Origin of the sequence: Amycolatopsis sp. cmx-11-12 (genome assembly GCF_046269425.1) — a bacterium.
Classification (GTDB): Bacteria; Actinomycetota; Actinomycetes; order Mycobacteriales; family Pseudonocardiaceae; genus Amycolatopsis.
In genome coordinates this window covers 37,733-57,307 of sequence record NZ_JADNQM010000026.1, presented here as the reverse complement: position 1 = coordinate 57,307, position 19,575 = coordinate 37,733, and the positions used below count along the sequence as shown (strand labels likewise).

The window sequence follows — 19,575 nt, the reverse complement described above, 5'->3', positions numbered from 1 at the left end:
CGCGACATGTTCGGTCCGCATTAGGCATTAGTGATCGTATTCATCCCGATGGTGACGTTTCGGGGCACGATGGGACATGACAGCGCACGGCTATTACGGCCACGCTGTGTCCAGTACGAATTCGAATGCAAGTCTTTGGCGATTCGCGGGAAAGGTGACCGGCGTGGCCGATTTACGGGAAGTCATATCCGACCTGGACGCCGACGGTGATGAGCTCGACGCGATGCTCGCGACTCTCACGCCAGAGCAGTGGGCCACGCCCACACCGGCGTCGGGGTGGACGATCGCGCATCAGGTGGCGCATCTCGCCGCGACATTCCGGATGGCGGGTCTGGCCGCGGCCGATCCCGAGGCGTTCAAGAACCTCGCCGGCAGGCTCGGGCCGGATTTCGACGCGAATGTCCACGCCGCACTGTCGGAGTTCCTGTCCGATCCTCCCGCCGTACTGTTCGACCGCTGGAAGTCCGAACGGATCGCGGCCTCGAAATCGCTGGCCGCCGTCGATCCCGCCGGTTTCGTTCCGTGGCTGGTGAATCCGTTGCCCCCGGCCATTCTCGCGAGTGCCGGAATGATGGAGATGTTCGCGCACGGCCAGGACATCGCGGACGCGCTCGGCGTGCGCCGGACCCGGACGGAGCGCATCGGCCATCTGGTCGCGTTCGCGGTGCGGACCTGGGACTTCGGTTATCTGGCCAGGGGGCTCAAGGCGCCCGCCGAGCAGTTCCGGTTCGATCTGGTGTCGCCGGCGGGTTCGTCCTGGGGCTTCGGGCCGGAGGACGCCAGTCAGCGCGTCGAGGGCCCAGCGGAGGATTTCTGCCTGCTGGTCACCCGGCGCCGCCATCACGCCGATCTTGCCCTGGTGGCCACCGGCGAGCACGCGACACGGTGGCTGGAGATCGCCCAGGCCTATCGCGGGCCCGCGGGTGAAGGCCGCGAGGCGGGGCAGTTCAGCCAGGGATCATGACCTCCAGGCTGCTGCGAACCGCGTTGCGCCGATCGCTCAGGCAGATCCGGTATGTGACTCCGGTCGGGTCGCGGCATGCGACGGGGTTGGTGGCGCAGGTATACCGCCAGGTCGAGCGCGACTTCGGCATGCTGGCACCACCGATCGCGCTGCATGCCGCCGCCCCGCTGTCGCTCGCCGGTAGCTGGGTGATGTTACGGGAGACGCTGGTCGCGCCCGGGTCGGTCGATCGCCGGACCAGGGAACGCGTCGCCACCGCGGTGTCGCTGTCGAACAACTGCCCGTACTGCGTGACGGTGCATGGCGCGACGGTGCGTGGGATCAACGGTGAATCCTCGGCAGACCTGTCGGCGGAACCGCTGACCGATCCGGCGATCGCGGACATCGTCGGCTGGGCGCCGCTATCCGGGTCGACGGGCGCTCGACCGTTCCCCGCCGAGCACACCGCGGAACTGGTCGGGGTCGCGGTGTGCTTCCACTACCTGAACCGCATGGTGAACGTGTTCCTCGACGATTCGCCGCTGCCGGACGAGATCCCGGCGGCGGCTCGCGGCGCGGCGGACGCGTTCTTCAGCAGGTTCTTGGGTGCGGTGGCGGCCAAGTCAGCCGAGCCGGGCACCTCGCTCGCGCTGTTGCCGCCGGAGCCGCTGCCGTCGGACCTGCGGTGGTCGGCGGGCAACACCGTCATCGCGTCCGCGTTCGCCCGCGCCGCCGCGGCGATCGACGCCGCGGCCCTGGACAGTGTCCCCGAGGGGGTCGTCGCACTGGTCGATTCCCGTCTGTCCACATGGGACGGTCAGCCGACCGGGCCGAGCCGGGCCTGGGCCGAGGAGGCGATCATCGGGTTGCCCGCGTCCGAACGCGCGGCCGGGCGCCTCGCCCTGTTGACCGCGATGGCCTCCTATCAGGTCGACGACGCGGTCGTGGCGGAGTTCCAGCGCGTCCATCGGGAGGACAAGACCCTGATCGAAGTAGCGTCGTGGGCGAGTATGGCGGCGGCGCGAAGGATCGGCGTACTGAAAACCGGCCAGGATGCACGGTGACCTGACGCGAGCCGGTACGCGGCCCAATCCCTGGCTCGCGCTCGGCGTGTTGTGCCTCGCCAACTTCCTGATCCTGCTCGACACGACGATCGTGAACACCGCGGCGCCGGTGATCATGCGCGTGCTCGAGGCCGGAATCGATGAGATCCTGTGGATTCTCAATGGGTATCTGCTGGCCTTCGCGGCGCTGCTGATCGTCTTCGGCCACCTCGGCGACCTGCTCGGCCCGCGCGCGGTCTTCCTCGCCGGGCTGGCCGGATTCACCGTCACATCTGTCCTGTGTGGACTGTCCGGGACGCCGGAGCTGCTGATCGTCTTCCGCGTCCTTCAGGGGGTCAGCGCGGCGGCGCTGGTACCCCAGGCGCTCGTGTTGATCTCGGGGATCTTCCCGGCACGACGTCGTGGCGCCGCGTTCGGGGTCTTCACCGCGGTGGCGGGGCTGGCGTCGGTGAGCGGGCCGACGCTCGGCGGTCTGCTCGTCACCGAGTTCGGCTGGCAATCGATCTTCTTCCTCAACCTGCCGGTCGGCCTGATCGCGATCGTCGCGACCCTGCGGCTGGTGCCCGACCTGCGCACCGGCCGCGGGCACCGGTTCGACCTGGTCGGCGTGCTGCTGGCCACCACCGGGCTGACCGCGCTGGTGTTCGGGCTGATCGAAGGGGAGCCGCACGACTGGGGCACGGTGGCGGGACCGGTCACCATTCCGGCGATCTTCCTCGCGTCGGCGGCGTTGCTCGTGGCGTTCGTGCTGTGGGAGCGGCGCCGTCCGGAACCGCTGTTGCCGCTCGCCTTGTTCCGGAACCGGAACTTCGGCATCGCCACCACGATCACGCTGATCACGTCGTTCGCGCTTTACGGTCTGCTGCTGGTGTTCGTGCTCGAGACGCAACTGCTGCTCGGCATGAGCCCCGTCGCGTCCGGTCTGAGCGCCCTGCCCTGGACGCTGGCGCTGAGCGCGGTCGCTCCGGTCGCCGGCAGGCTGACCGACCGGATAGGTGGCAAGTTCCTGCTCGTTTCCGGACTCGCGCTGTTCGCGCTCGGCGTGCTCGGAGTCGGGGTTCTGCCGGACTCCTCCTCGACCGCCGCGACGTTCATCCTCCCGCTGATCGCGGTCGGGGTCGGTCAAGGGCTGACCCTGGCGCCCGCGACCACCGAAGCCATGCGCGATATCGCGCCCGGGGATTCCGGTGCCGCGTCCGGGGTAGTGAACACGGTCCGGCAAGTCGGTGGCGCGCTCGGGGCGGCCGTGGTCGGCGCGATTCTGCAGAACCGAGTTACCTCGGAACTGCTTTCCGCCGCTCGCACGGCCCTCGTCGTGCTGGCCGGTGTACTCGTGGCCGGCGCGGCGCTCGGGGCGACCATGTCGGGAAGGGCGGCATCGACGCGCTCGGGCGGTTCCGGTACAAGTGATGACACGCGCCAGGTCATCGAATGACACCCATAGGAGGGTATTTCAATGCCAGGTAAGGGTGAGAAGTGGCTGAAGCCCACACCGGAGATGATCGACCTGTTCGACGAGGTGTTGCCGCCGGATCCCCATGTGGCGAGGCAGAAGATGTTCGGTTTCCCGGCCGCGTTCGTCAACGGCAACATGTTCGCCTGGATCCACCAGAATCACATAACAGTGCGCTTGCCGCAGAAAGACCGGGAAGAGCTCGTCGCCGAGGAGAAGGCCACGCCGGTCGATCCGACGGGGAAACGGATGCGCGAATACGTATCCCTCGGCGACAAGCCGGTCGTGGATCAGGACGAGGTCGTCGAGCTGGTGCACCAGGCGTTCGCCTATGTCTCGTCGCTTCCGCCCAAGGTGAAGAAGCCGAAGAAGAAGTAGACGTGAATGCGCCCGAACGCCGCCCTTCGACTGGACGTTCGGGCGCAAGACCAGCGTGGCGCGGTCAGCTCACCGAAGTGCTTCCGGGTGCCGGAAGGCTGGTGGTGGCCGGGCTGTTCTGGTAGGCGGCGAGCTTCCACTCGCCGCTCTGCTTCACCACGAACCAAGCCGCGCGGATGGCCTGCGAGTCGGAGACCTCCGACTCGCCGGGGGCGAGTACGCCACCCTGGGTCAGCAGCAGGCCGGCCTCACTCGAGAAGAACCGGATATCGACCGGCTTGCCGGTCACCTGGGTGCCCTTGTACGGGCCGGCGAACGCGTTCTTGAGATAGGTACGGATCTCCTCGCGGCCCTTTTTGTAAAGGCCCGGCAGGATCATCGTGCCGTCCTCGGTGAAGACGTCGGCAAAGGCATCGGCATCGTTGTACGCCCATGCCGAGATTACTTTTTGCGTGAGTGCGGCGACCGCCGCCTGCTCTGCCTTGTTCGTGGAGTCCACGGTTTCCTCTTCCCTGTTCAGGATTTCCGCGTTCAGAAGTACAGCGTGTTGGGCTCGAGGCCGCAGAGCACGCGGCCGTACAGTTCCGTGTTGGTGTCGGGGTGCATGAGCGCGTGCAGGTTGACGGCCTGCACGTCACGGTGAATTCGCTGAATGAGTACGTCCGTGTAAATCGACGACCCGCCACTCGCGGTGCTGAAGATGTCCACCGCCTCCTTGACCAGCGCGCAAACCGCACCCATGTCCGCGCGCGCCTGCGCACGCTCCTCCAGCTTCCACGTGGTGTCTTCCACACTCTTGGTGTCCACCAGGGAGGTCAGGCGGTTCGCGTGGAACTCGGCGGCATCCAGTTTCAACGAGGCGCTCGCGACCTGTAGGTGAGTCAGCGGTGCCTCCCGCTGGCTCTCGTACGCGGTATAGGTGATCTTCCGGTTGGGCAGGCGTTTGAGAAAGAACTCCTTGGCGGCGTTGCCCATGCCGAGGACGCTGCCGACCGACGAGGCGGACGCGACCGGGAGCAGCGGGGCCCGGTAGATCGGGGTGTCGGCGTTCCGGGTGCTCGCGTACTGGCCCTGCAGCATGGCGGGCAGCGGCAGCACACGTTCCTGTGGAACGAACACCTCTTTCGCCACCGTGCTGACACTTCCGGTGCCCTTGAGACCCGACGTATGCCAGTCGTCGACGATCAGCAGATCCGACATCGGCACCAGAGCCATGATCGGATAGGGCTCTCCCTCGCCGCCGACCAGTACGGCGATGACCTCCTGCCAGTGGGCGTGATGGGCACCGCTGATGAAGCCCCACTTACCGTTGATCACCACGCCACCGTCCGCGGGGGCGGCCATCGCGGTCGGACTGAGCGTGCCGCAGACGCGTACGTCGGGCGTCGAGAACACCTCGTCCTGTACCTCGTCCGGGAACTGGGACGCCATCCAGGTGGGAATCCAGTACACCGCCGCCGTCCATGCGGTGGATCCGTCCGCCATGCCCATTTCGGCCGCGACGTCGAGGAGTGTCGCGGTGTCCGCCTCGAATCCGCCGTACCGTTTCGGTGTTCGCAATTTGAAGACGCCGGCGTCCGCGAGGGCGTCGATTGTGTCATCGTGGAGCCGCCGGTTTTCCTCTGCCCAAGCGGCCTTGTCTCGGAGATTCGGACGCAGCTCGGAAATACGCCGCACCAGTTGCTCCCGAGTGGGAATTTCGGTGGACAAGACTGAAACCTCCTCGTGAAGGATCTTCAGCAACGTAGGACGCTCGCCGCGTGAAGGCTTGGACGGGTTTGACGCCGTCCTGTCAAACGCATTCACTGCCGTCAGTCCGCCCCGGTGACATGACGGTTTCACCGTGGATGGGCCGTCGCATCTTCGAGTGTGCCGCGTTACCAGCGGCGTTTGCCCCTGTGCGCGACAAGAGGTGCGTGACCAGCCTCGGCTCTGCTACGGTGGCTGGTTGCCCGATTCGGGTCGTGCCGCAATAAAGGATCATTTCCAGAACCTCGGCTACCGCGTCGCAATAGTGATACTCACCGGAATTGTCGATGTCGGCAGCATTCTCAAAGATGCAGTGCCGTTCTCCCGCTGACAGCATTGCCTGAGCTGATCACGAGAAAGGGGGTCTGCGCCGTGAGTAACGTGACCAGAAAACGTGCGATCGTACTGGGCGGCAGTATCGGCGGAACGCTGGCCGCGCGGGTGCTCTCCGAATTCTATCGCGAGGTGGTGGTCGTCGATCGCGACGAGATCGCCGGCGTCTACGAGGCACGCAAGGGGACCCCGCATACCCGGCACGCGCACGGCCTGCACGCGCGGGGCCAGCTGATCATCGAGGAGTTGTTCCCCGGCTTCACCGACGGGTTGCGCGCCCATGGCGTGCCGACCGGCGACCTCGGCGAGATGCGCTGGTTCTTCAACGCGCGGAAACTGCGGCCCGCGCGCACCGGATTGATCTCGGTGACGGCGCCGCGTCCCTTCCTGGAGGGTTACCTGCGCGCTCGCGTCGCCGAACTGCCGAACGTCAGGCTTCTCCAGAAGCACGACATTCTCGGCCTGGTGGCCACGCCGGATCGGGACCGCGTGATCGGGGCACGGGTTCGGTCGCGCGCCGAGGGCGCCGAGGAGGAGGCCATGGAGGCCGACCTCGTCGTGGACGCGACCGGGCGTGGCTCGCGCACTCCCGCCTGGCTGGAGGAACTCGGCTACGGGCGCCCGCGTGAAGACAAGGTCAAGGTCGGCCTCGCCTATACGACCCGGCACTACCGGACGCGGCCGGAGTGGTTCGATGGCGTGCAATCGATCAACCCGGTCGCCTCACCCGCTCATCCGAGGGGCGCGTTCTTCGGGCAGATCGGGGAGGACAAGTGCATCCTTTCGCTTACCGGCATCCTGGGTGATCACCCCCCGACAGAACCGGACGCGTTCCTCGAATTCGTCCGCTCGCTGCCGGTGCCGGACATCTACGACGCGGTCCGCGACGACGCGGGACTGGACGCGCCGGTCAGCTTCGGCTTCCCGGCCAGCGTCCGGCGGCGTTACGAGAAACTGTCCAGGTTCCCGGACGGCCTGCTGCTCATCGGCGACGCGCTGTGCAGCTTCAATCCGGTCTACGGCCAGGGTATGAGCGTCGCGTCCATCGAGGCGCTGACCCTGCGCGAGCACCTGCGGGAGGGCACGGTGCGGCCCGGACCGTACCTGTCCGACATGGCCAAGGTCATCAGTGTGCCCTGGGACATCTCGGCGGGAGGTGACCTCGACTTCCCCGAGGTGGAGGGCCGCCGCACGCTCAAGGTACGGATGGGTAACGCGTACATGGCCCGTCTCCAGTACGCCGCGACCAAGGACGCCAAGGTCACCGACGCCTTCATGCGTGTGGCGGGCTTGATGGACCCGCCGGAAGCCCTGATGCGGCCGGCCATGGTGACGCGCGTTCTGAAGCACGGTCTCGGCAGGCCGGCGCCGGGCCCGTCCCGATCCGCCGCACCCAAGCCCCTTGCTCCGCTCCACGATCGGGAGGAACTGTCATGAAGGTCCTGTGGGTCGTCGCTCATCCCGAGCAGCGGTCGCTGAACAGCGCACTGCGCGAGGAGGGCGTCCACGCGCTGACCGAGGCGGGGCACTCAGTCCAGGTTTCCGACCTGTACGCGATGAAGTGGAAGGCGGTCGTCGACCGCGACGACTTCACCGACGGGCTGGACGAACGGTTCGTCGTGCCCAACGCGCTGGTCGCCGCGTACAACGCGGGCACGGCGGCGCCGGACATCCTCGCCGAGCAGGAGAAGATCGCATGGGCGGACACCCTGGTCGTGCAGTTTCCGTTGTGGTGGCAGGGAATGCCCGCCATCCTCAAGGGCTGGTTCGACCGGGTGTTCGCCATGGGCTTCGTCATGGACACCCGGCCGCACCCTGGGGCGACGCCGCGGTATGGGCAGGGCGAACTGGAGGGCAAGCGAGCCCTCGCGGTGGTGACGACGGGACACGGCGCGGAGTCGTACGGGCCACGCGGCATCAACGGGCCTATCGACCAGATCCTTTTCCCGTTGCTTCACGGAACGCTGTGGTACGCGGGCATGTCCGTCCTGCCACCGGTCGTGGTGCACCGTGCCGGGTGGATGCCCGAGGAGAAGTACCCGGCCGCCGCGGCACTGGTGCGCGAGCGCGTGTTGGCGATCGAGGAGACCGCGCCGTTGCCGTTCCGGTACCAGAACCACGGCGACTACGACGACGATCTGGTGCTGCGTCCGGAAATCGACGCGGATGCGGGCGGACTGGGAGTCCACTACCTCGGCTGATCGCGCGAACCATGCTCGATGCGGTATAAAAGTCAGCGTCGTTGACGAACGTCGACGACGCTGTTTCCCTATCTGCGTATTTCCGACCCGAATTCCGCCGGTGAAGGAGAAGTCGTGGCCAAGGCTCAGTTCGTCCGTTATCAGACTCGTGACGACGCCGCCGATGAGAACAGACGTCTGATCGAAGCGATTTTCGAGGAACTCAATCGCGATGATCCCGGCGGGCTGCGCAATGCGACCTTCCAGCTCGAGGACGGCGTGAACTTTGTGCACGTCGCCGTTGTCGACGAGGGCTCCGAAACGCTGGCGAAGTCCCCGGCATTCGGGAAGTTCGTCGAAGGACTGGGTGACCGGGCCGTCGCCCCGCCCGCTCGGGAAGAGGCGACGCTCATCGGGTCTTATCGTTTCTTGGGCGACTAACGAGCGGGTGGCCGGCCGCGTTTCCTCTTCCGCCGAAGTCCGTGAAGGCCTCCTTGAGGGACCCAGAGTCCCTCAAGGAGGCCTTTACGGACTCGCCAACCGGCGCAACCTCGGGATCTTTGTTATTGCCCGGTCACGACATTGGACGGGACGGACTGGGGTCCCGCGCCCGAGGCGTTGATGGCGTTCACCGTGAACCGATGCTTGCCCGCGTAGGGCAGGGTCATGGTGAGGCTCCTGGCGGACGCGGGCTGGGTCGCGGACACGGTTCTGTCGATCACGGCGCCGTTCGCGTCGAGCCGCTCTGCGGTCACGCGGTACCCGCTGATCGGGGACGTGCCGTCCGCGCCGGGCGGCGCCCAGTGTGCGGTCGCGGTGATGGCTCCGCCCGCCGCGCCGCCGACGGCGGTCCGGATCTGCGCGGCGCTCGGTGCGGGCGCGGCGATCGATACACCCCGCGCCGCGGGCGGTCCGACACCTGAGGCGTTGACCGCGGCGACGGCGACGGCTTTCGCGTGCCAGGGCACCAGGGCCGGGAACGTGTACGACCTCGCCGTCGCCGGGACGGTCACGATCGGCCCGGTGCCAGTGCGCAGGTCCAGCAGCCCGACCGAGTAGCCCGCGATGGCCGATGTTCCGCCCATGGCGGGAAGGTCCCAGGTGATCGTCGTGGATTTCGCCGACTCGTCAGCGGTGACGTTGACGTTGAGCGGCGCGGACGGCGTTGGTACCGCGCCGACCCGGATCGCGATGGGGCCGCCGGTGATGCGCCGCGCGTCATTGAACGCGTCGTCTTCCGTGCTCACCCCGGCCAGATACGTCCGCCCGGCTTGCAGGATCACCGGCGCGTCACAACCGGGGCCGGACCTCGGCGCGAGCACGGGACCATGGGCCGTCATCTCCACCCAAGCGATGTTGAGCGGGAAGAACGGACGGAATGGGTTGATGTGTAAGGGTTCCACGCTCAACGGGACCGCACCCGTGGCGGTCGGGGTGTATTTCCACCACACGCTCGTGTGCTGGCGTGGCTTGGCCGTGGTCGGCGAGCAGTTCGGGTAGTCGAGGAGCAGTGGGCCGTCCGGAGTCGCATACGTGGTGTCGACGATCTCGGTGTGCGGCAGGGACGTGACGGGTTTGGCGTTGGCGAGCGCGTCGTTCGCGGGCACCGTGCCGGTGGTGGGGGAGGCGTACATCCGCACCGTCGCGTCGTGGCAGGTGCTCTCCGGCGGCAGGCACTTCGACATCTCCGCCGGGTCGGCGAAGTAGGCCACGAGCGACAGCGGGCGGTCCGGGGCGGCGTCGACCGGCGCGCTGCCGCAGCCGGCGACCGCGCCGGTGACCGTGTCGACCCAGGCGACTCCCGACTTGAAGATCCGCACTCCGCCGGTGCCGGGGTGTGACTCCGCCACCGGGGCCGCGATCATCTTGCCGACGCCGCTGGGCGGAAGGGTGAACCATTGCGGGTTGTGCAACCCGATCCCGCCGTTGCACTGCTTGCTCACCGCGTCGTTGACCGCCGGGGTGCCCGGCCCGCCACTGCCGTTGCCGGGCTCCACGCCCGCCACCATGAAGAACGGCAGCGACTTGATGGGTACGCCCGGAGCCGCGACCGCGGCGGTCGACGGCGAGGCGGTGACCAGTGCTCCGGCGATCACCAACGCCGCCACGAACCCCAGTCGTCGGCATAATCGTATCAATACCATCGAGGACTCCTCGCATGATTTGTTATTTCATCGACTCCCAAAGGGCATGCCAGAATCGCCGCATCGGTTCCAGGCCCCCGACTGAAACGGTATGCGCGGCTGATGTGGGGTGGGCAAGAGTCGCCCGACTCCCGTTTTGGAATTCCCCCTCAAGATGGACAGGGGTAGTGTACGGGTGATTCACCGGGCACGGAGGAATGTTTTCGGAATTGTCATAACGTGCCACGTTATGTGAGGAATTATTGGCAGAGTCGCCTGGGTATGCGAAAAACGTTCCGCGGGTCAGGCCGGAGCGGTGGCCGCTTGAGTGTCGGCGCCGAACAAATCGACGAATCGTTCGAATTCGGCGATCGACCCTTCGACCGTGAACAGACCGGACGCGATGGCTTCGGTGGCACTGATATCGCGGCTCAACAGAAGCTTCAGGCCGTCGAGTGCGTCGGTGCGCATCACCAGATCGGCGTCCGGGAGCGGGCCGTCGCCCGCGGTGAGCGCTCCGTCGTTCACGATCGCGTGCACGATCACCTCGGCGACTTGCAGCTGATGACGCGCGTTCGCGCCGCGGGCCGCGTCCTCCTTGAACGTCGCGCGGAGTGCGAGGACCTCCCCGTCGATGGTCACGATGTCCTCCGGCTTCGGATCGCCGAGCGACTTCGCGCCCCAGCGGCCGAGGTGGAGTACTACCTCCTCGAGCTCGCTGCCGTATGCGGTGAGTTCGTAAGCCACCGCGGCCGAGGGGCGCGGCATGGTGCGCCGGTGGACAACGCCGGCCGCCTCGAGTTCCTTGAGCCGTGCGGACAGCACGTTCGTCGGGATCCTGGGCAGACCGGTCCGCAGGTCGGTGAAGCGTTTCGGACCCAGGACCAGGTCACGGACGATCAGGAGCGCCCAGCGCTCTCCGATGATCTCCAGAGCCTGAGCGAGGCCACAATACTGTCCGTAACTTCGCAATCTGCTCATAGGCATCATCGTACGCCAGGTGCTTGACAGAGTGCACTACGCTTGCTTTTAACAAGTCACTGATGCATCGAAGCAAGTCGGGAGACGATTGTGACGCAGGTCGAGCCAGGCCGTCGCCGCTGGCAAGCGCTGGCCATGCTCTGCGCGGCGAACTTCATGGTGATCTTGGACGGCACCATCGTGTTCGTGGCGATGCCCTCGATCGGGAGGGAACTCGCACTGACCACGGGCACCGCGCAGTGGGTGATGACCGCTTACGGCCTGGTTTTCGGCGGTCTGCTGCTTCTGTGCGGCCGGGCCGCGGACCTGCTGGGGCGCAGGCGGCTGTTCATGGTCGGCTCGCTGATCTTCGTGATCGCCTCCCTTCTCTGCGGGCTCGCGTGGGCGCCTTGGGTGCTGATCGCCGCCAGGGCGCTGCAGGGCCTCTCCGCGGCGATCATGAGCCCGGCGGCGCTGTCGTTGGTCATGACCACGTTCACGAAGCCCGCCGAGCGCAACAAGGCGCTGGCGATCTGGGGCGCCGTCGGTGGTTTGGGCGGCACGGCGGCCTCGCTGGTCGGCGGCCCGCTGACCGATCTGTTCGGCTGGGAGTGGATCTTCTTCATCAATGTTCCGATCGGTATCGCGCTGGTCGCGTTGAGCCCGGTCCTCGTCGCGGAGAGCCGGGACGAGTCGAGCCGCCGCACTGTCGACGTCGCCGGCGCGGTAACGATCACGGTCGCGCTGGGGCTCGCGGTCTACGCGATCGTGAAAGGGCCCGAGGCGGGCTGGGCGAGCGGGCAGACCCTGGGGCTGCTCGCCGGCGCGATCGCGCTCATCGCGGTGTTCGTGGTGATCGAGTCGCGCACTCTCACTCCGATGATCCCGCTGCGGGTCTTCCGCTCGCGGAGCCTGCTCGCCGGGAACCTCACCTTGCTGACCATCGGTATTTGCGCGTACGGCATGGTCTTCACTCTCACCGCGTACGCGCAGGGGGTGCTGAACTATTCGGCCGTCCAGTTCGGCCTGATGACCGCGGTGATGGCGGGGACGGCCGCGGCGTCGTCCTTCATCGCCGAGGCTGTGGCCAACCGAAGAGGCCCGCGCCCGATCGCCATCGTCAGCCTGGTGTTCGTCGGCGTGGGCCTGGTACTGCTGAGCATGGTGTCCGCCGACGGGTCGTACTGGAACGACATCTTCTGGGGCTTGTTGATCTTCGGCCCGGGTCTCGGCGCCGGTTTCGTGGCGGGCACGATCGCATCCTTCGGTGGTGTGGAGGAGCGCGACGCGGGCCTTGCCGCCGGTCTGATCAATACCTCCTGGCAGATCGGTGGCTCGCTGGGTATCGCGATCCTGACCTCGGTCAGCCTCGCCCGGTCGGCTGGGTTCGCGGCGGAGTCCGGACAGCAGCCGAACACACCGGCTGCCCTGACCGAGGGATTCCAGTCCGCGTTCCTTGTCGCCGTCATCTTCGCTGTGGTGGGCTTGGTCGTCGTCACACTGTTGCTGCGCAAGCCGCGGCAAACCACCCTCGACGCGTCCGTTACCGCGCCCGCGGCAGCCAGCGACTGACCTCTCCATGGCATCCCGGTTTCCCGTAAAACACAAGGAGAATGAACGCATGACCCAGAACCCAGCCGAGATCGCCGTAGCCTTCGTCGAGGCCTTCGCACGGAAGGACATCGACACTCTGTCCGGTTACTTCGCGGCGGATGTCGTTTTCGAGAGCCCGAAGGTCCAGCTCGCTGGAGCCGAGGCCGTCACAGAGGCCATGGGACAGTTCGCGCAGGCGGTACTCAGCATCGACATCATCGCGGCCTTCGGCGACGATGAACACGCGATCGTCATGTACGACATGAAAACCGGCCCGTTCGGCACCCTGCGGGCGGCCGACCACTTCGTGATCAAGGACGGCAAGATCGTCTCGGATCAATTGGTGTTCGACACCCACGAGCTGCGCAAGTTCGAAGCGGCGCAGGCGGCCCAGTAACGCGGGATCGGCTCGCCAGAGGAACGTGATCGTGACGAAAGCAAAGGGCCGGGGGTGCCGGCAGGCACCCCCCGCGCTTTGCTTTGTGTCAGTTCTTCCGAATCGTCCGGCCGAACTCCCGTATGTCGTCCACGAACAGGTCGGGCTCTTCCATGGCGGCGAAATGACCGCCGCGGTCGTACTCCTTCCAGTGCACGATCGTCGGGAAGTCCCGGTCGGCGAACCGGCGAACGGGCCGGAACAGCGCCTTCGGGAACACCGCGACGCCAAGAGGCGCTTTGATCGGCTGGTGTCTCCCCGTGGCGACCGAGATCGGAAGCATGTCGACGGTCTCGTAGTACAGCTGGGCCGACGAACCGCCCGTCCCGGTCAGCCAGTAGACCATGACGTCGGTCAGGAAATGATCCCGGGCGACAGCGTCCTCCGGGACGACTTTGGAGTCTGTCCAGTCCTTGAATTTCTCCACGATCCAGGCGAGCTGGCCGACCGGCGAGTCGTTCAAGCTGTAGGCGATGGTGTGTGGCCGGGTAGCCTGGAGCTTCATCGACCCCGACAGCGTCGAGCGGAATCGCTCCGTCCATGCCAGCCGAGCCTGATCCTCCTCGCTGAGCCCGGTCAGTTCGCCGGGATCGCCACTGGGCGTTGTCACCAGGAGGTTGAGGTGCACCCCCGCGACATGATCCGGGTCGACAAGGCCGAGCACGAGCGATACGGCGGAGCCGAAGTCCGCTCCCTGCGGCACATACCAGTCGTAGCCGAGCTGTCGCATGAGCTCCGCCCATGCCGTCGCGACCCGCGGAATCGTCCAGCCGGCTTCCGCGGGACCGGAAAAGCCGTAACCTGGCATCGACGGGATGACGACATGGAAAGCATCGGCCGGGTCGCCGCCGTGGCTCCGCGGGTCGGTCAGCGGACCGATGACGTGGAGGAACTCGGCCACCGACCCAGGCCAGCCGTGAGTGATCAGCAGTGGTAGGGCATCGGGTTCGGGCGAACGGACGTGCAGGAAGTGCACGTTCGCCCCGTCGATTGTCGTCGTGTACTGGGGGAACGAGTTCAACCGCGCCTCTTCGGCGCGCCAGTCGTAGCTCGTACGCCAGTACTCGACCAACTCGCGCAGGTAATCCGTCGGGACTCCGCGCTCCCAGCCCACCTCAGGCAGACCTTCCGGCCAGCGAGTGTTGGCGAGCCGTGCGTGCAAGTCATCCAGGTCGTGTTGGGGAATGTCAACGCGGAAGGGCTGCATGCCTACTCCTGATTGAGGTGATCGGAACCTTAGGGGTCGGCGCCTTCATGATCCGCCTATCACAACGTATGAATGTCAGGCACCGGAATCGTGCCCTGACGGTTTCACCCAGCTGCGTACCACGCATCTTCGGATGTGCCATTGTCCTCCGGCACGCCGCACTTTCGAACAAGGGGCGAGTGTGCGAGGAGACGCACGATAGTGTGCGGACGATTCGGGTGCCTTCCTGTGCATCTTATGTGAACCAACCTGATGGAGGTTGCTATGGGTAACGCTGTAATGCGCTATCAGACCAAGCCTGAGGCCGCGGATCAGAACGAGCAGTTGGTGGCGAAGGTGTTCGCCGAGTTGGCGGAGAAAAAGCCGGCAGGTTTGCGATACGCGTCATTCCGACTCGCCGACGGAGTTACTTTCGTGCATATCGTGTCGACCGAGGGCGATGGCGATCCCTTGTCTGATATCGCTGCGTTCAAGGAATTTCGGCGCAACTTCAACGACCGGGTCGTCGGGGAGCCGGAGCGCAGTTCGGGTGAGCTGGTCGGTTCGTACGAATTCCTGACCCATTAGCTCTGACGTCTCCGTGGCCACACGGCCACGGAGACGTCTCTCCGGCTGGCGAACCATGTTTCTTTCGTTGTCCAGGCGGTTCAATGGCGGCCAGTTGGGGCGGCACACCCCTCATCCGACGCCACGTCCCGAAACCGGACACCCCCGCCAGGTACATGAAGGCCCCCTTCCTTGCGCTAGGCGCAAGGAAGGGGGCCTTCATGTACTTGGCGGGGGTCAGGCGCGACGTTCGTAGGTGGCGATGATGACGTTGCCCACCGTGCGGGACGAAGTCAGCTCGAAGTCGGCCGGGATCGCGCCGTCCACGAAGAGGCGCTTGCCGGATCCCACGACCACCGGGAAGATGAGCAGCCGATATTCGTCGACCAGGCCGTGCCGCATGAGCGTATGGGTCAGGTTGCCGGAGCCGGACACCCAGATCGGTCCCCCCGCTCCCTCTTTGAGTTCTCTGACAGCGGAGGCCGCGTCACCGTTGAGAACGGTGGTGTTCACCCACGCAGCGGAATCTACGGTGCGTGAAGTGACGTACTTGTCCATCGCCTCCAGGCGCTTGTTGATCGGGTGATCTCCGGTTGTCGGCCAGTATGCGTAGAAGATGTCGTAGGTCTTTCGCCCCAGCAACAGTGCGTCGTCGTCGGCCGTCCACGCGAAGAAGGTGTCGCTGAGCAGATCACCCGCGTGTTTGGCGGTCCAGCCGCCTCGCTCGAAATCGCCTTCGCGGTCTTCGTCTGGAGTTCCCGGCCCTTGGACCACGCCATCCAGCGACACGAACTGTTGCACGATCACTTTCCGCACGATGTCTCCCTTCGTCTCGAATACAGACCTGCCAACGAGGGAAAAGTCATCGCGTCGGCACAAAATCGGCACGTTCAAAGATGCGGGTCGGGTTCGAGAAGAGACACTATTCAAGTGATGCTGGATACTTTCATTCGGGACCGCTCCAGTGCGGACTTAATCGAGGGGGTCGAACTTCGCGGCTCCGAATTTCCAGTGCCACCCGCACCCCAAGGCTCAGACAATGTCGGGTAGGTGCGGTGCCCGAGCGGCGTTGGGGCGTCTTCCTCACCCCCTGTATTGAACCGTGGAGAAGAGCGACTGGGCGGTTCAATGGAACACGATCAGCTGAGCTTGATCTTCGGAGCCCTCGCCGATCCCACCAGGCGGGCAATCCTGGCCCGCCTGTCCGAGGGCGAGGCCACCGTCACTGGACTGGCCGAACCGTTCGATGTCAGCCTCCAGGCGATTTCCAAACACCTCAAGGTGCTCGAACGCGCGGGGCTGATCGTGCGCGGCCGCGACGCCCAGTGGCGGCCCTGCCGGCTCGAAGCGACCCCGCTGGCTGAGGCCGCCGACTGGTTGGACCACTACCGCCAGATCTAGCGCGTCCGCTCGACGACTCGACGGGCCCGCCCGCGAACCCGGCCTGGCCCGTAATGGCGAAACACGGCGCGGAGGCCAGAAATCGTATCGCCGGGATACTGTCGCAGCGGTAGTCGCATCTGGATGGCGGCCCGAGTGGGAAGAAGCGAAGAAGCGCTGTCAAGCTGCGGTGCGTTCCTGTCCTACGCCTTCTTGAGAAGAAGTTACGGCGGGCAGCGGGAAACGTATTTGCTTTCACCCGTTTGGACGCAGTACGCCGCGAACTCGACATGGCAGACTCGGCACCGCGGGGGAGGGATACGAGCAACAATATCCGCCTTCTGGCCGCATATTGATTCCATTATATCGGCACCTGCGGGAAAGGTGGATATATCGGTAGCTGAATTAACACGGGTGAAAAGTTGGTCGACGCGGGCGGAACTCCCGCATGAACGTCAACTGGGGCTATGGGGTCTGCGTACTCGCTGAACAGCTGAGTCGTGGTTGCCGCGGGTGAGAACCCGTCTGTGGAGTTCGGTCGGGCCGATGAATGTCCCGACCAGTGCGAATGATGAGTATTCCGGGCAGCGGGGCACGGAAAGCCGATCGATCGGTGATGGCCTTCGCTGCGCCGGTCCTCTGGTCTTCCTCAATCGGTCGATTCCCAGTCCGTGGATGGGGCCACCTGCCGCCAGTAGTGTCGAAATGCCTGGCCGGTGGGTCCGAAATGCCGCCGGGTACGAGATGAAATGTCTACCCAGTCGTCCAGGGGGATACGGCAAGTGGCCGAGGGTTCGTATGCTGCGTCATTGCTTCCGATCGCCGTTCACGCACGGGCGAAGGTGCTCGTCGTGGGCGGCCCCGACGACCTCGCGGCGAGTCTGGACGGCGTCCAGTCGGTCGGCGGCTTGGAGGTCGCCGGCGCGGTGCTCCCCGGTGACGGGGTGTCCGGCGTGGTCGACGCCCTGAGCCCGGACCTGGCGATCATGCATTGCGACTCCGACGGCGTGGAGGCGCTCCAAGCGCTGAAACGGATGCGCGGCCGACATCAGTGCGACGTCCTGATGGTCGTGGACCGGCCCCGCGCGGACGTCGTACTCGACGCGGTCCGGCTCGGCGTGTTCGCCTGCCTGGTCGCGCCGGTCGAGCCGCACGCGTTGCGCGTCCTGCTGGAGAGCTGGCTGTATCGGTGGCACCTGGCCGAGTCCAAGGCCCCGCGCGAGGCGGACGTACTGCCCGGCCCCGTGACCCGCGCCGTCGGCAGAAAGGCCGTTGGCACGACGTTGGACCTGGTCGCGAAGGTGTTACGGGAGCGGCACGTGCCGCTGTCGGCGTCCGAGGTCGGCGCCCTGTGTCACCTGTCGGCGGTCGCGACCCGGCGCTACCTCAACCAGTTGGTCGACCAGGGCGAGGCCGTGATGACCGTGGAGTACGGCAAAACCGGCCGCCCCCGGCACCTCTACCGCTGGACGCTCCTCATGCCTGGCTGAACGCCAGGCCCACACCGAAGCTCACCAGCACGCCACCCATCGCCCCGTCGACCGTGCGCCGCACGGCGGGCCGCCGCAGCACGTCGCCGAGCTTGGCGAACACCAACGCGTACGCGGCCATGCAGGAGAAGCTGACGACGGCCGTCACCGCGACCAGCACCCCCGGCGTCCACCACGGTTCGCCGGGGCCGGTGAACTGCGGCAGCAGCGCGGACATGAACAAAGCCGTTTTCGGATTGAGCGCGTTGGTGAACAGGCCGTCGCGGTAGGACGAGGCGACGCTCGCGGGAGCGGCGACGTCCTGCTCGGCCTGGGTCTGCCCCGAACGCAGCGCGCTGATCAAGGAGCGGACGCCGATATAGCACAGGTAGATCGCGCCGATCCATTTCAGCACGGTGAACGCGATGACCGAGGTCGCGAGCAGTGCGGCTATTCCGGCGATCGACGCGATACCCCAGCCGACCTGGCCGGTACTGCATCCGGCGGCGGTGGCCAACGCCGCCCGGCGGCCGCGCCCCATCGAGTTCTTGATGACCACCGCCGTGTCCGGACCGGGAATCAAAGTCGCCAGCAATGCCACGCCGGCGAATGCCGCAATCGTCGTGAACATGCGTCAACGATAGCCTAACCCGCGCGGGCGCGTCCGGCGGCGGTTGGGAAACTTGGGAAACTTTCCCAAGTGCGCCACCCCGGTGATTCGCACCGGGCGGCGTTGACGATAAATGTAAGCGGCGCATACGTTTGCCGAGTCCTCGATTTCCGGGAACCCCGCACCGCGAATTCCGGCAGGCTCGTGTGTCCGGGTTCCCCCGAGTGAAACCACCGGGTTGTGAAAAATGGATGATCCCGCCCTGTACGCGCCGATGACCTATGACGAGTCGGGATACCCGCGTTACGCGTTCCCGGCCGGCCACCCGGCCCACGGCGACGAGGAATACACGGACCGGCGCAACCGCATCGCCTTCCTCGGTGCGGAACACGTTCTCGGCACGCCCGCTCCGGATATCGATTATCACGAGCACGACAACGAGACGTGGCGCACCATCCAGCGTTCGCTCGCCGAGCGGCACACGGAGTACGCGGCGTCCGACGTGGTGGAATGGGCCGCCGCGCTCGACCTGCCCACCGACCACGTCCCGCAGTTGGAAGAGGTCAACGACAGGTTGCGCCGCCTGACCGGGTATTCGCTGACACCCGCGGTCGGGTTCGTGCCGATCGAGCAGTTCTACGGAGTGCTCGCCGACGAGAAGTTCTATGCCGCGCAGTTCATCCGGCACCATTCGCAGCCGTTCTTCTCACCAGAGGCGGATGTGGTGCACGAATTGATCGGCCACTCGCCCGCACTGGGCAACGCCAAGGTCGCCGAGCTTTACCGGTTGGCCGGTGAGGCGGTGCGGCGGGTCGAGAGCCCGCGCACGATCGAGCTGATCTCGCGGGTCTTCTGGTTCACGCTGGAGTACGGCGTGGTCGAGCAGAACGGCCGCCACCGCGCGTACGGCGCCGGCCTGCTGTCCTCGTTCGGGGAGCTGGAGAACTTCCGCAAGGCCGACATCCGCCCGCTGGACGTGACCGGGATGGTGACCACCGAGTACGACATCACCGCCTATCAGGAGGTGCTGTTCGCGGCACGGTCCATCGACCACGTGCACGACTTCTTCGCCGATTTCCTGCTGACCGTGGACGACGAGGCCCCCGATCGCATCGGGGTGTCGTTCTGACCGCTCTACCTTGACTGGGGTT

At 66.1% G+C, this 19,575-nt stretch carries 20 protein-coding genes; 13 read left to right on the top strand and 7 right to left on the bottom strand.

Features of this window, described 5'->3' with window-relative positions:
- Positions 1-163 precede the first annotated feature (163 nt).
- From ACLARN_RS29895 to ACLARN_RS29880, 4 genes are read left to right on the top strand one after another with little or no spacing between them, the layout of a single operon-like run.
- The gene (locus tag ACLARN_RS29895; protein ID WP_409494808.1) at positions 164-964 is read left to right on the top strand and encodes a TIGR03084 family metal-binding protein; all 801 of its coding nucleotides are present in this window, start codon (positions 164-166) and stop codon (positions 962-964) included.
- Positions 961-2,007 (top strand): carboxymuconolactone decarboxylase family protein, encoded by a 1,047-nt coding sequence (locus tag ACLARN_RS29890; RefSeq protein WP_409494807.1) that lies wholly within the window; start codon positions 961-963, stop codon positions 2,005-2,007. Before ACLARN_RS29895 ends, ACLARN_RS29890 begins: the two co-directional genes overlap by 4 nt.
- Entirely contained in the window at positions 1,997-3,442 is a 1,446-nt protein-coding gene (locus ACLARN_RS29885) for a DHA2 family efflux MFS transporter permease subunit (protein ID WP_409494806.1), read from the top strand. The genes ACLARN_RS29890 and ACLARN_RS29885 overlap by 11 nt, the downstream gene beginning before the upstream one ends.
- A 21-nt stretch (positions 3,443-3,463) precedes the next feature.
- On the top strand, positions 3,464-3,838 hold the full coding sequence (locus ACLARN_RS29880; protein WP_409494805.1) for a TfoX/Sxy family protein: 375 nt from the start codon (positions 3,464-3,466) through the stop codon (positions 3,836-3,838).
- 64 nt (positions 3,839-3,902) lie between these two features.
- Here ACLARN_RS29880 and ACLARN_RS29875 read toward each other — a convergent pair whose 3' ends face one another.
- Together ACLARN_RS29875 and ACLARN_RS29870 are read right to left on the bottom strand one after the other, a co-directional pair.
- Entirely contained in the window at positions 3,903-4,337 is a 435-nt protein-coding gene (locus ACLARN_RS29875; RefSeq protein WP_409494804.1) for an SgcJ/EcaC family oxidoreductase, read from the bottom strand.
- Positions 4,338-4,369: 32 nt separating this feature from the next.
- Complete coding sequence (locus ACLARN_RS29870; protein ID WP_409494803.1) at positions 4,370-5,548, bottom strand: acyl-CoA dehydrogenase family protein; 1,179 nt, start codon at positions 5,546-5,548, stop codon at positions 4,370-4,372.
- 411 nt (positions 5,549-5,959) lie between these two features.
- On the opposite strand from ACLARN_RS29870, the gene ACLARN_RS29865 reads away from it, so the two are divergent.
- The 3 genes from ACLARN_RS29865 (at position 5,960) to ACLARN_RS29855 (ending at position 8,541) form a co-directional block, all read left to right on the top strand.
- Positions 5,960-7,357, top strand: coding sequence for an FAD-dependent oxidoreductase (locus ACLARN_RS29865; RefSeq protein WP_409494802.1), 1,398 nt, complete (start codon positions 5,960-5,962; stop codon positions 7,355-7,357).
- On the top strand, positions 7,354-8,121 hold the full coding sequence (locus ACLARN_RS29860; RefSeq protein ID WP_409494801.1) for an NAD(P)H-dependent oxidoreductase: 768 nt from the start codon (positions 7,354-7,356) through the stop codon (positions 8,119-8,121). The genes ACLARN_RS29865 and ACLARN_RS29860 overlap by 4 nt, the downstream gene beginning before the upstream one ends.
- A gap of 114 nt (positions 8,122-8,235) precedes the next feature.
- On the top strand, positions 8,236-8,541 hold the full coding sequence (locus tag ACLARN_RS29855) for a hypothetical protein (protein WP_409494800.1): 306 nt from the start codon (positions 8,236-8,238) through the stop codon (positions 8,539-8,541).
- Between the two features lie 122 nt (positions 8,542-8,663).
- Here ACLARN_RS29855 and ACLARN_RS29850 read toward each other — a convergent pair whose 3' ends face one another.
- Together ACLARN_RS29850 and ACLARN_RS29845 are read right to left on the bottom strand one after the other, a co-directional pair.
- The gene (locus ACLARN_RS29850) at positions 8,664-10,244 is read right to left on the bottom strand and encodes a fibronectin type III domain-containing protein (RefSeq protein WP_409494799.1); all 1,581 of its coding nucleotides are present in this window, start codon (positions 10,242-10,244) and stop codon (positions 8,664-8,666) included.
- Between the two features lie 282 nt (positions 10,245-10,526).
- Positions 10,527-11,204: a winged helix-turn-helix transcriptional regulator gene (locus ACLARN_RS29845; RefSeq protein ID WP_409494798.1), complete on the bottom strand. Its 678-nt coding sequence runs from the start codon at positions 11,202-11,204 to the stop codon at positions 10,527-10,529.
- A gap of 90 nt (positions 11,205-11,294) precedes the next feature.
- On the opposite strand from ACLARN_RS29845, the gene ACLARN_RS29840 reads away from it, so the two are divergent.
- Complete coding sequence (locus ACLARN_RS29840) at positions 11,295-12,755, top strand: MFS transporter (RefSeq protein WP_409494797.1); 1,461 nt, start codon at positions 11,295-11,297, stop codon at positions 12,753-12,755.
- A 49-nt stretch (positions 12,756-12,804) separates the two neighbouring features.
- The gene (locus ACLARN_RS29835; protein WP_409494796.1) at positions 12,805-13,173 is read left to right on the top strand and encodes a nuclear transport factor 2 family protein; all 369 of its coding nucleotides are present in this window, start codon (positions 12,805-12,807) and stop codon (positions 13,171-13,173) included.
- A gap of 88 nt (positions 13,174-13,261) precedes the next feature.
- Here the strand turns inward: ACLARN_RS29835 and ACLARN_RS29830 are convergent, their stop codons facing one another.
- The gene (locus tag ACLARN_RS29830) at positions 13,262-14,419 is read right to left on the bottom strand and encodes an epoxide hydrolase family protein (protein ID WP_409494795.1); all 1,158 of its coding nucleotides are present in this window, start codon (positions 14,417-14,419) and stop codon (positions 13,262-13,264) included.
- A gap of 264 nt (positions 14,420-14,683) precedes the next feature.
- Here ACLARN_RS29830 and ACLARN_RS29825 point away from each other — a divergent pair, with 264 nt between their 5' ends.
- Entirely contained in the window at positions 14,684-14,986 is a 303-nt protein-coding gene (locus ACLARN_RS29825; RefSeq protein ID WP_409494794.1) for a hypothetical protein, read from the top strand.
- A 216-nt stretch (positions 14,987-15,202) separates the two neighbouring features.
- Here ACLARN_RS29825 and ACLARN_RS29820 read toward each other — a convergent pair whose 3' ends face one another.
- The gene (locus ACLARN_RS29820; RefSeq protein ID WP_409494885.1) at positions 15,203-15,853 is read right to left on the bottom strand and encodes a dihydrofolate reductase family protein; all 651 of its coding nucleotides are present in this window, start codon (positions 15,851-15,853) and stop codon (positions 15,203-15,205) included.
- A gap of 240 nt (positions 15,854-16,093) precedes the next feature.
- On the opposite strand from ACLARN_RS29820, the gene ACLARN_RS29815 reads away from it, so the two are divergent.
- The gene (locus ACLARN_RS29815; RefSeq protein ID WP_409494793.1) at positions 16,094-16,366 is read left to right on the top strand and encodes an ArsR/SmtB family transcription factor; all 273 of its coding nucleotides are present in this window, start codon (positions 16,094-16,096) and stop codon (positions 16,364-16,366) included.
- A gap of 788 nt (positions 16,367-17,154) precedes the next feature.
- Positions 17,155-17,835 (top strand): hypothetical protein, encoded by a 681-nt coding sequence (locus ACLARN_RS29810; protein WP_409494792.1) that lies wholly within the window; start codon positions 17,155-17,157, stop codon positions 17,833-17,835.
- Here ACLARN_RS29810 and ACLARN_RS29805 read toward each other — a convergent pair.
- Entirely contained in the window at positions 17,822-18,445 is a 624-nt protein-coding gene (locus ACLARN_RS29805) for a LysE family translocator (protein ID WP_409494791.1), read from the bottom strand. The two genes, ACLARN_RS29810 and ACLARN_RS29805, sit on opposite strands and share 14 nt — an antisense overlap.
- A 226-nt stretch (positions 18,446-18,671) precedes the next feature.
- Between ACLARN_RS29805 and ACLARN_RS29800 the strand changes: the two genes are divergently transcribed.
- Positions 18,672-19,553 (top strand): phenylalanine 4-monooxygenase, encoded by an 882-nt coding sequence (locus ACLARN_RS29800; RefSeq protein ID WP_409494790.1) that lies wholly within the window; start codon positions 18,672-18,674, stop codon positions 19,551-19,553.
- Positions 19,554-19,575: the final 22 nt, after the last annotated feature.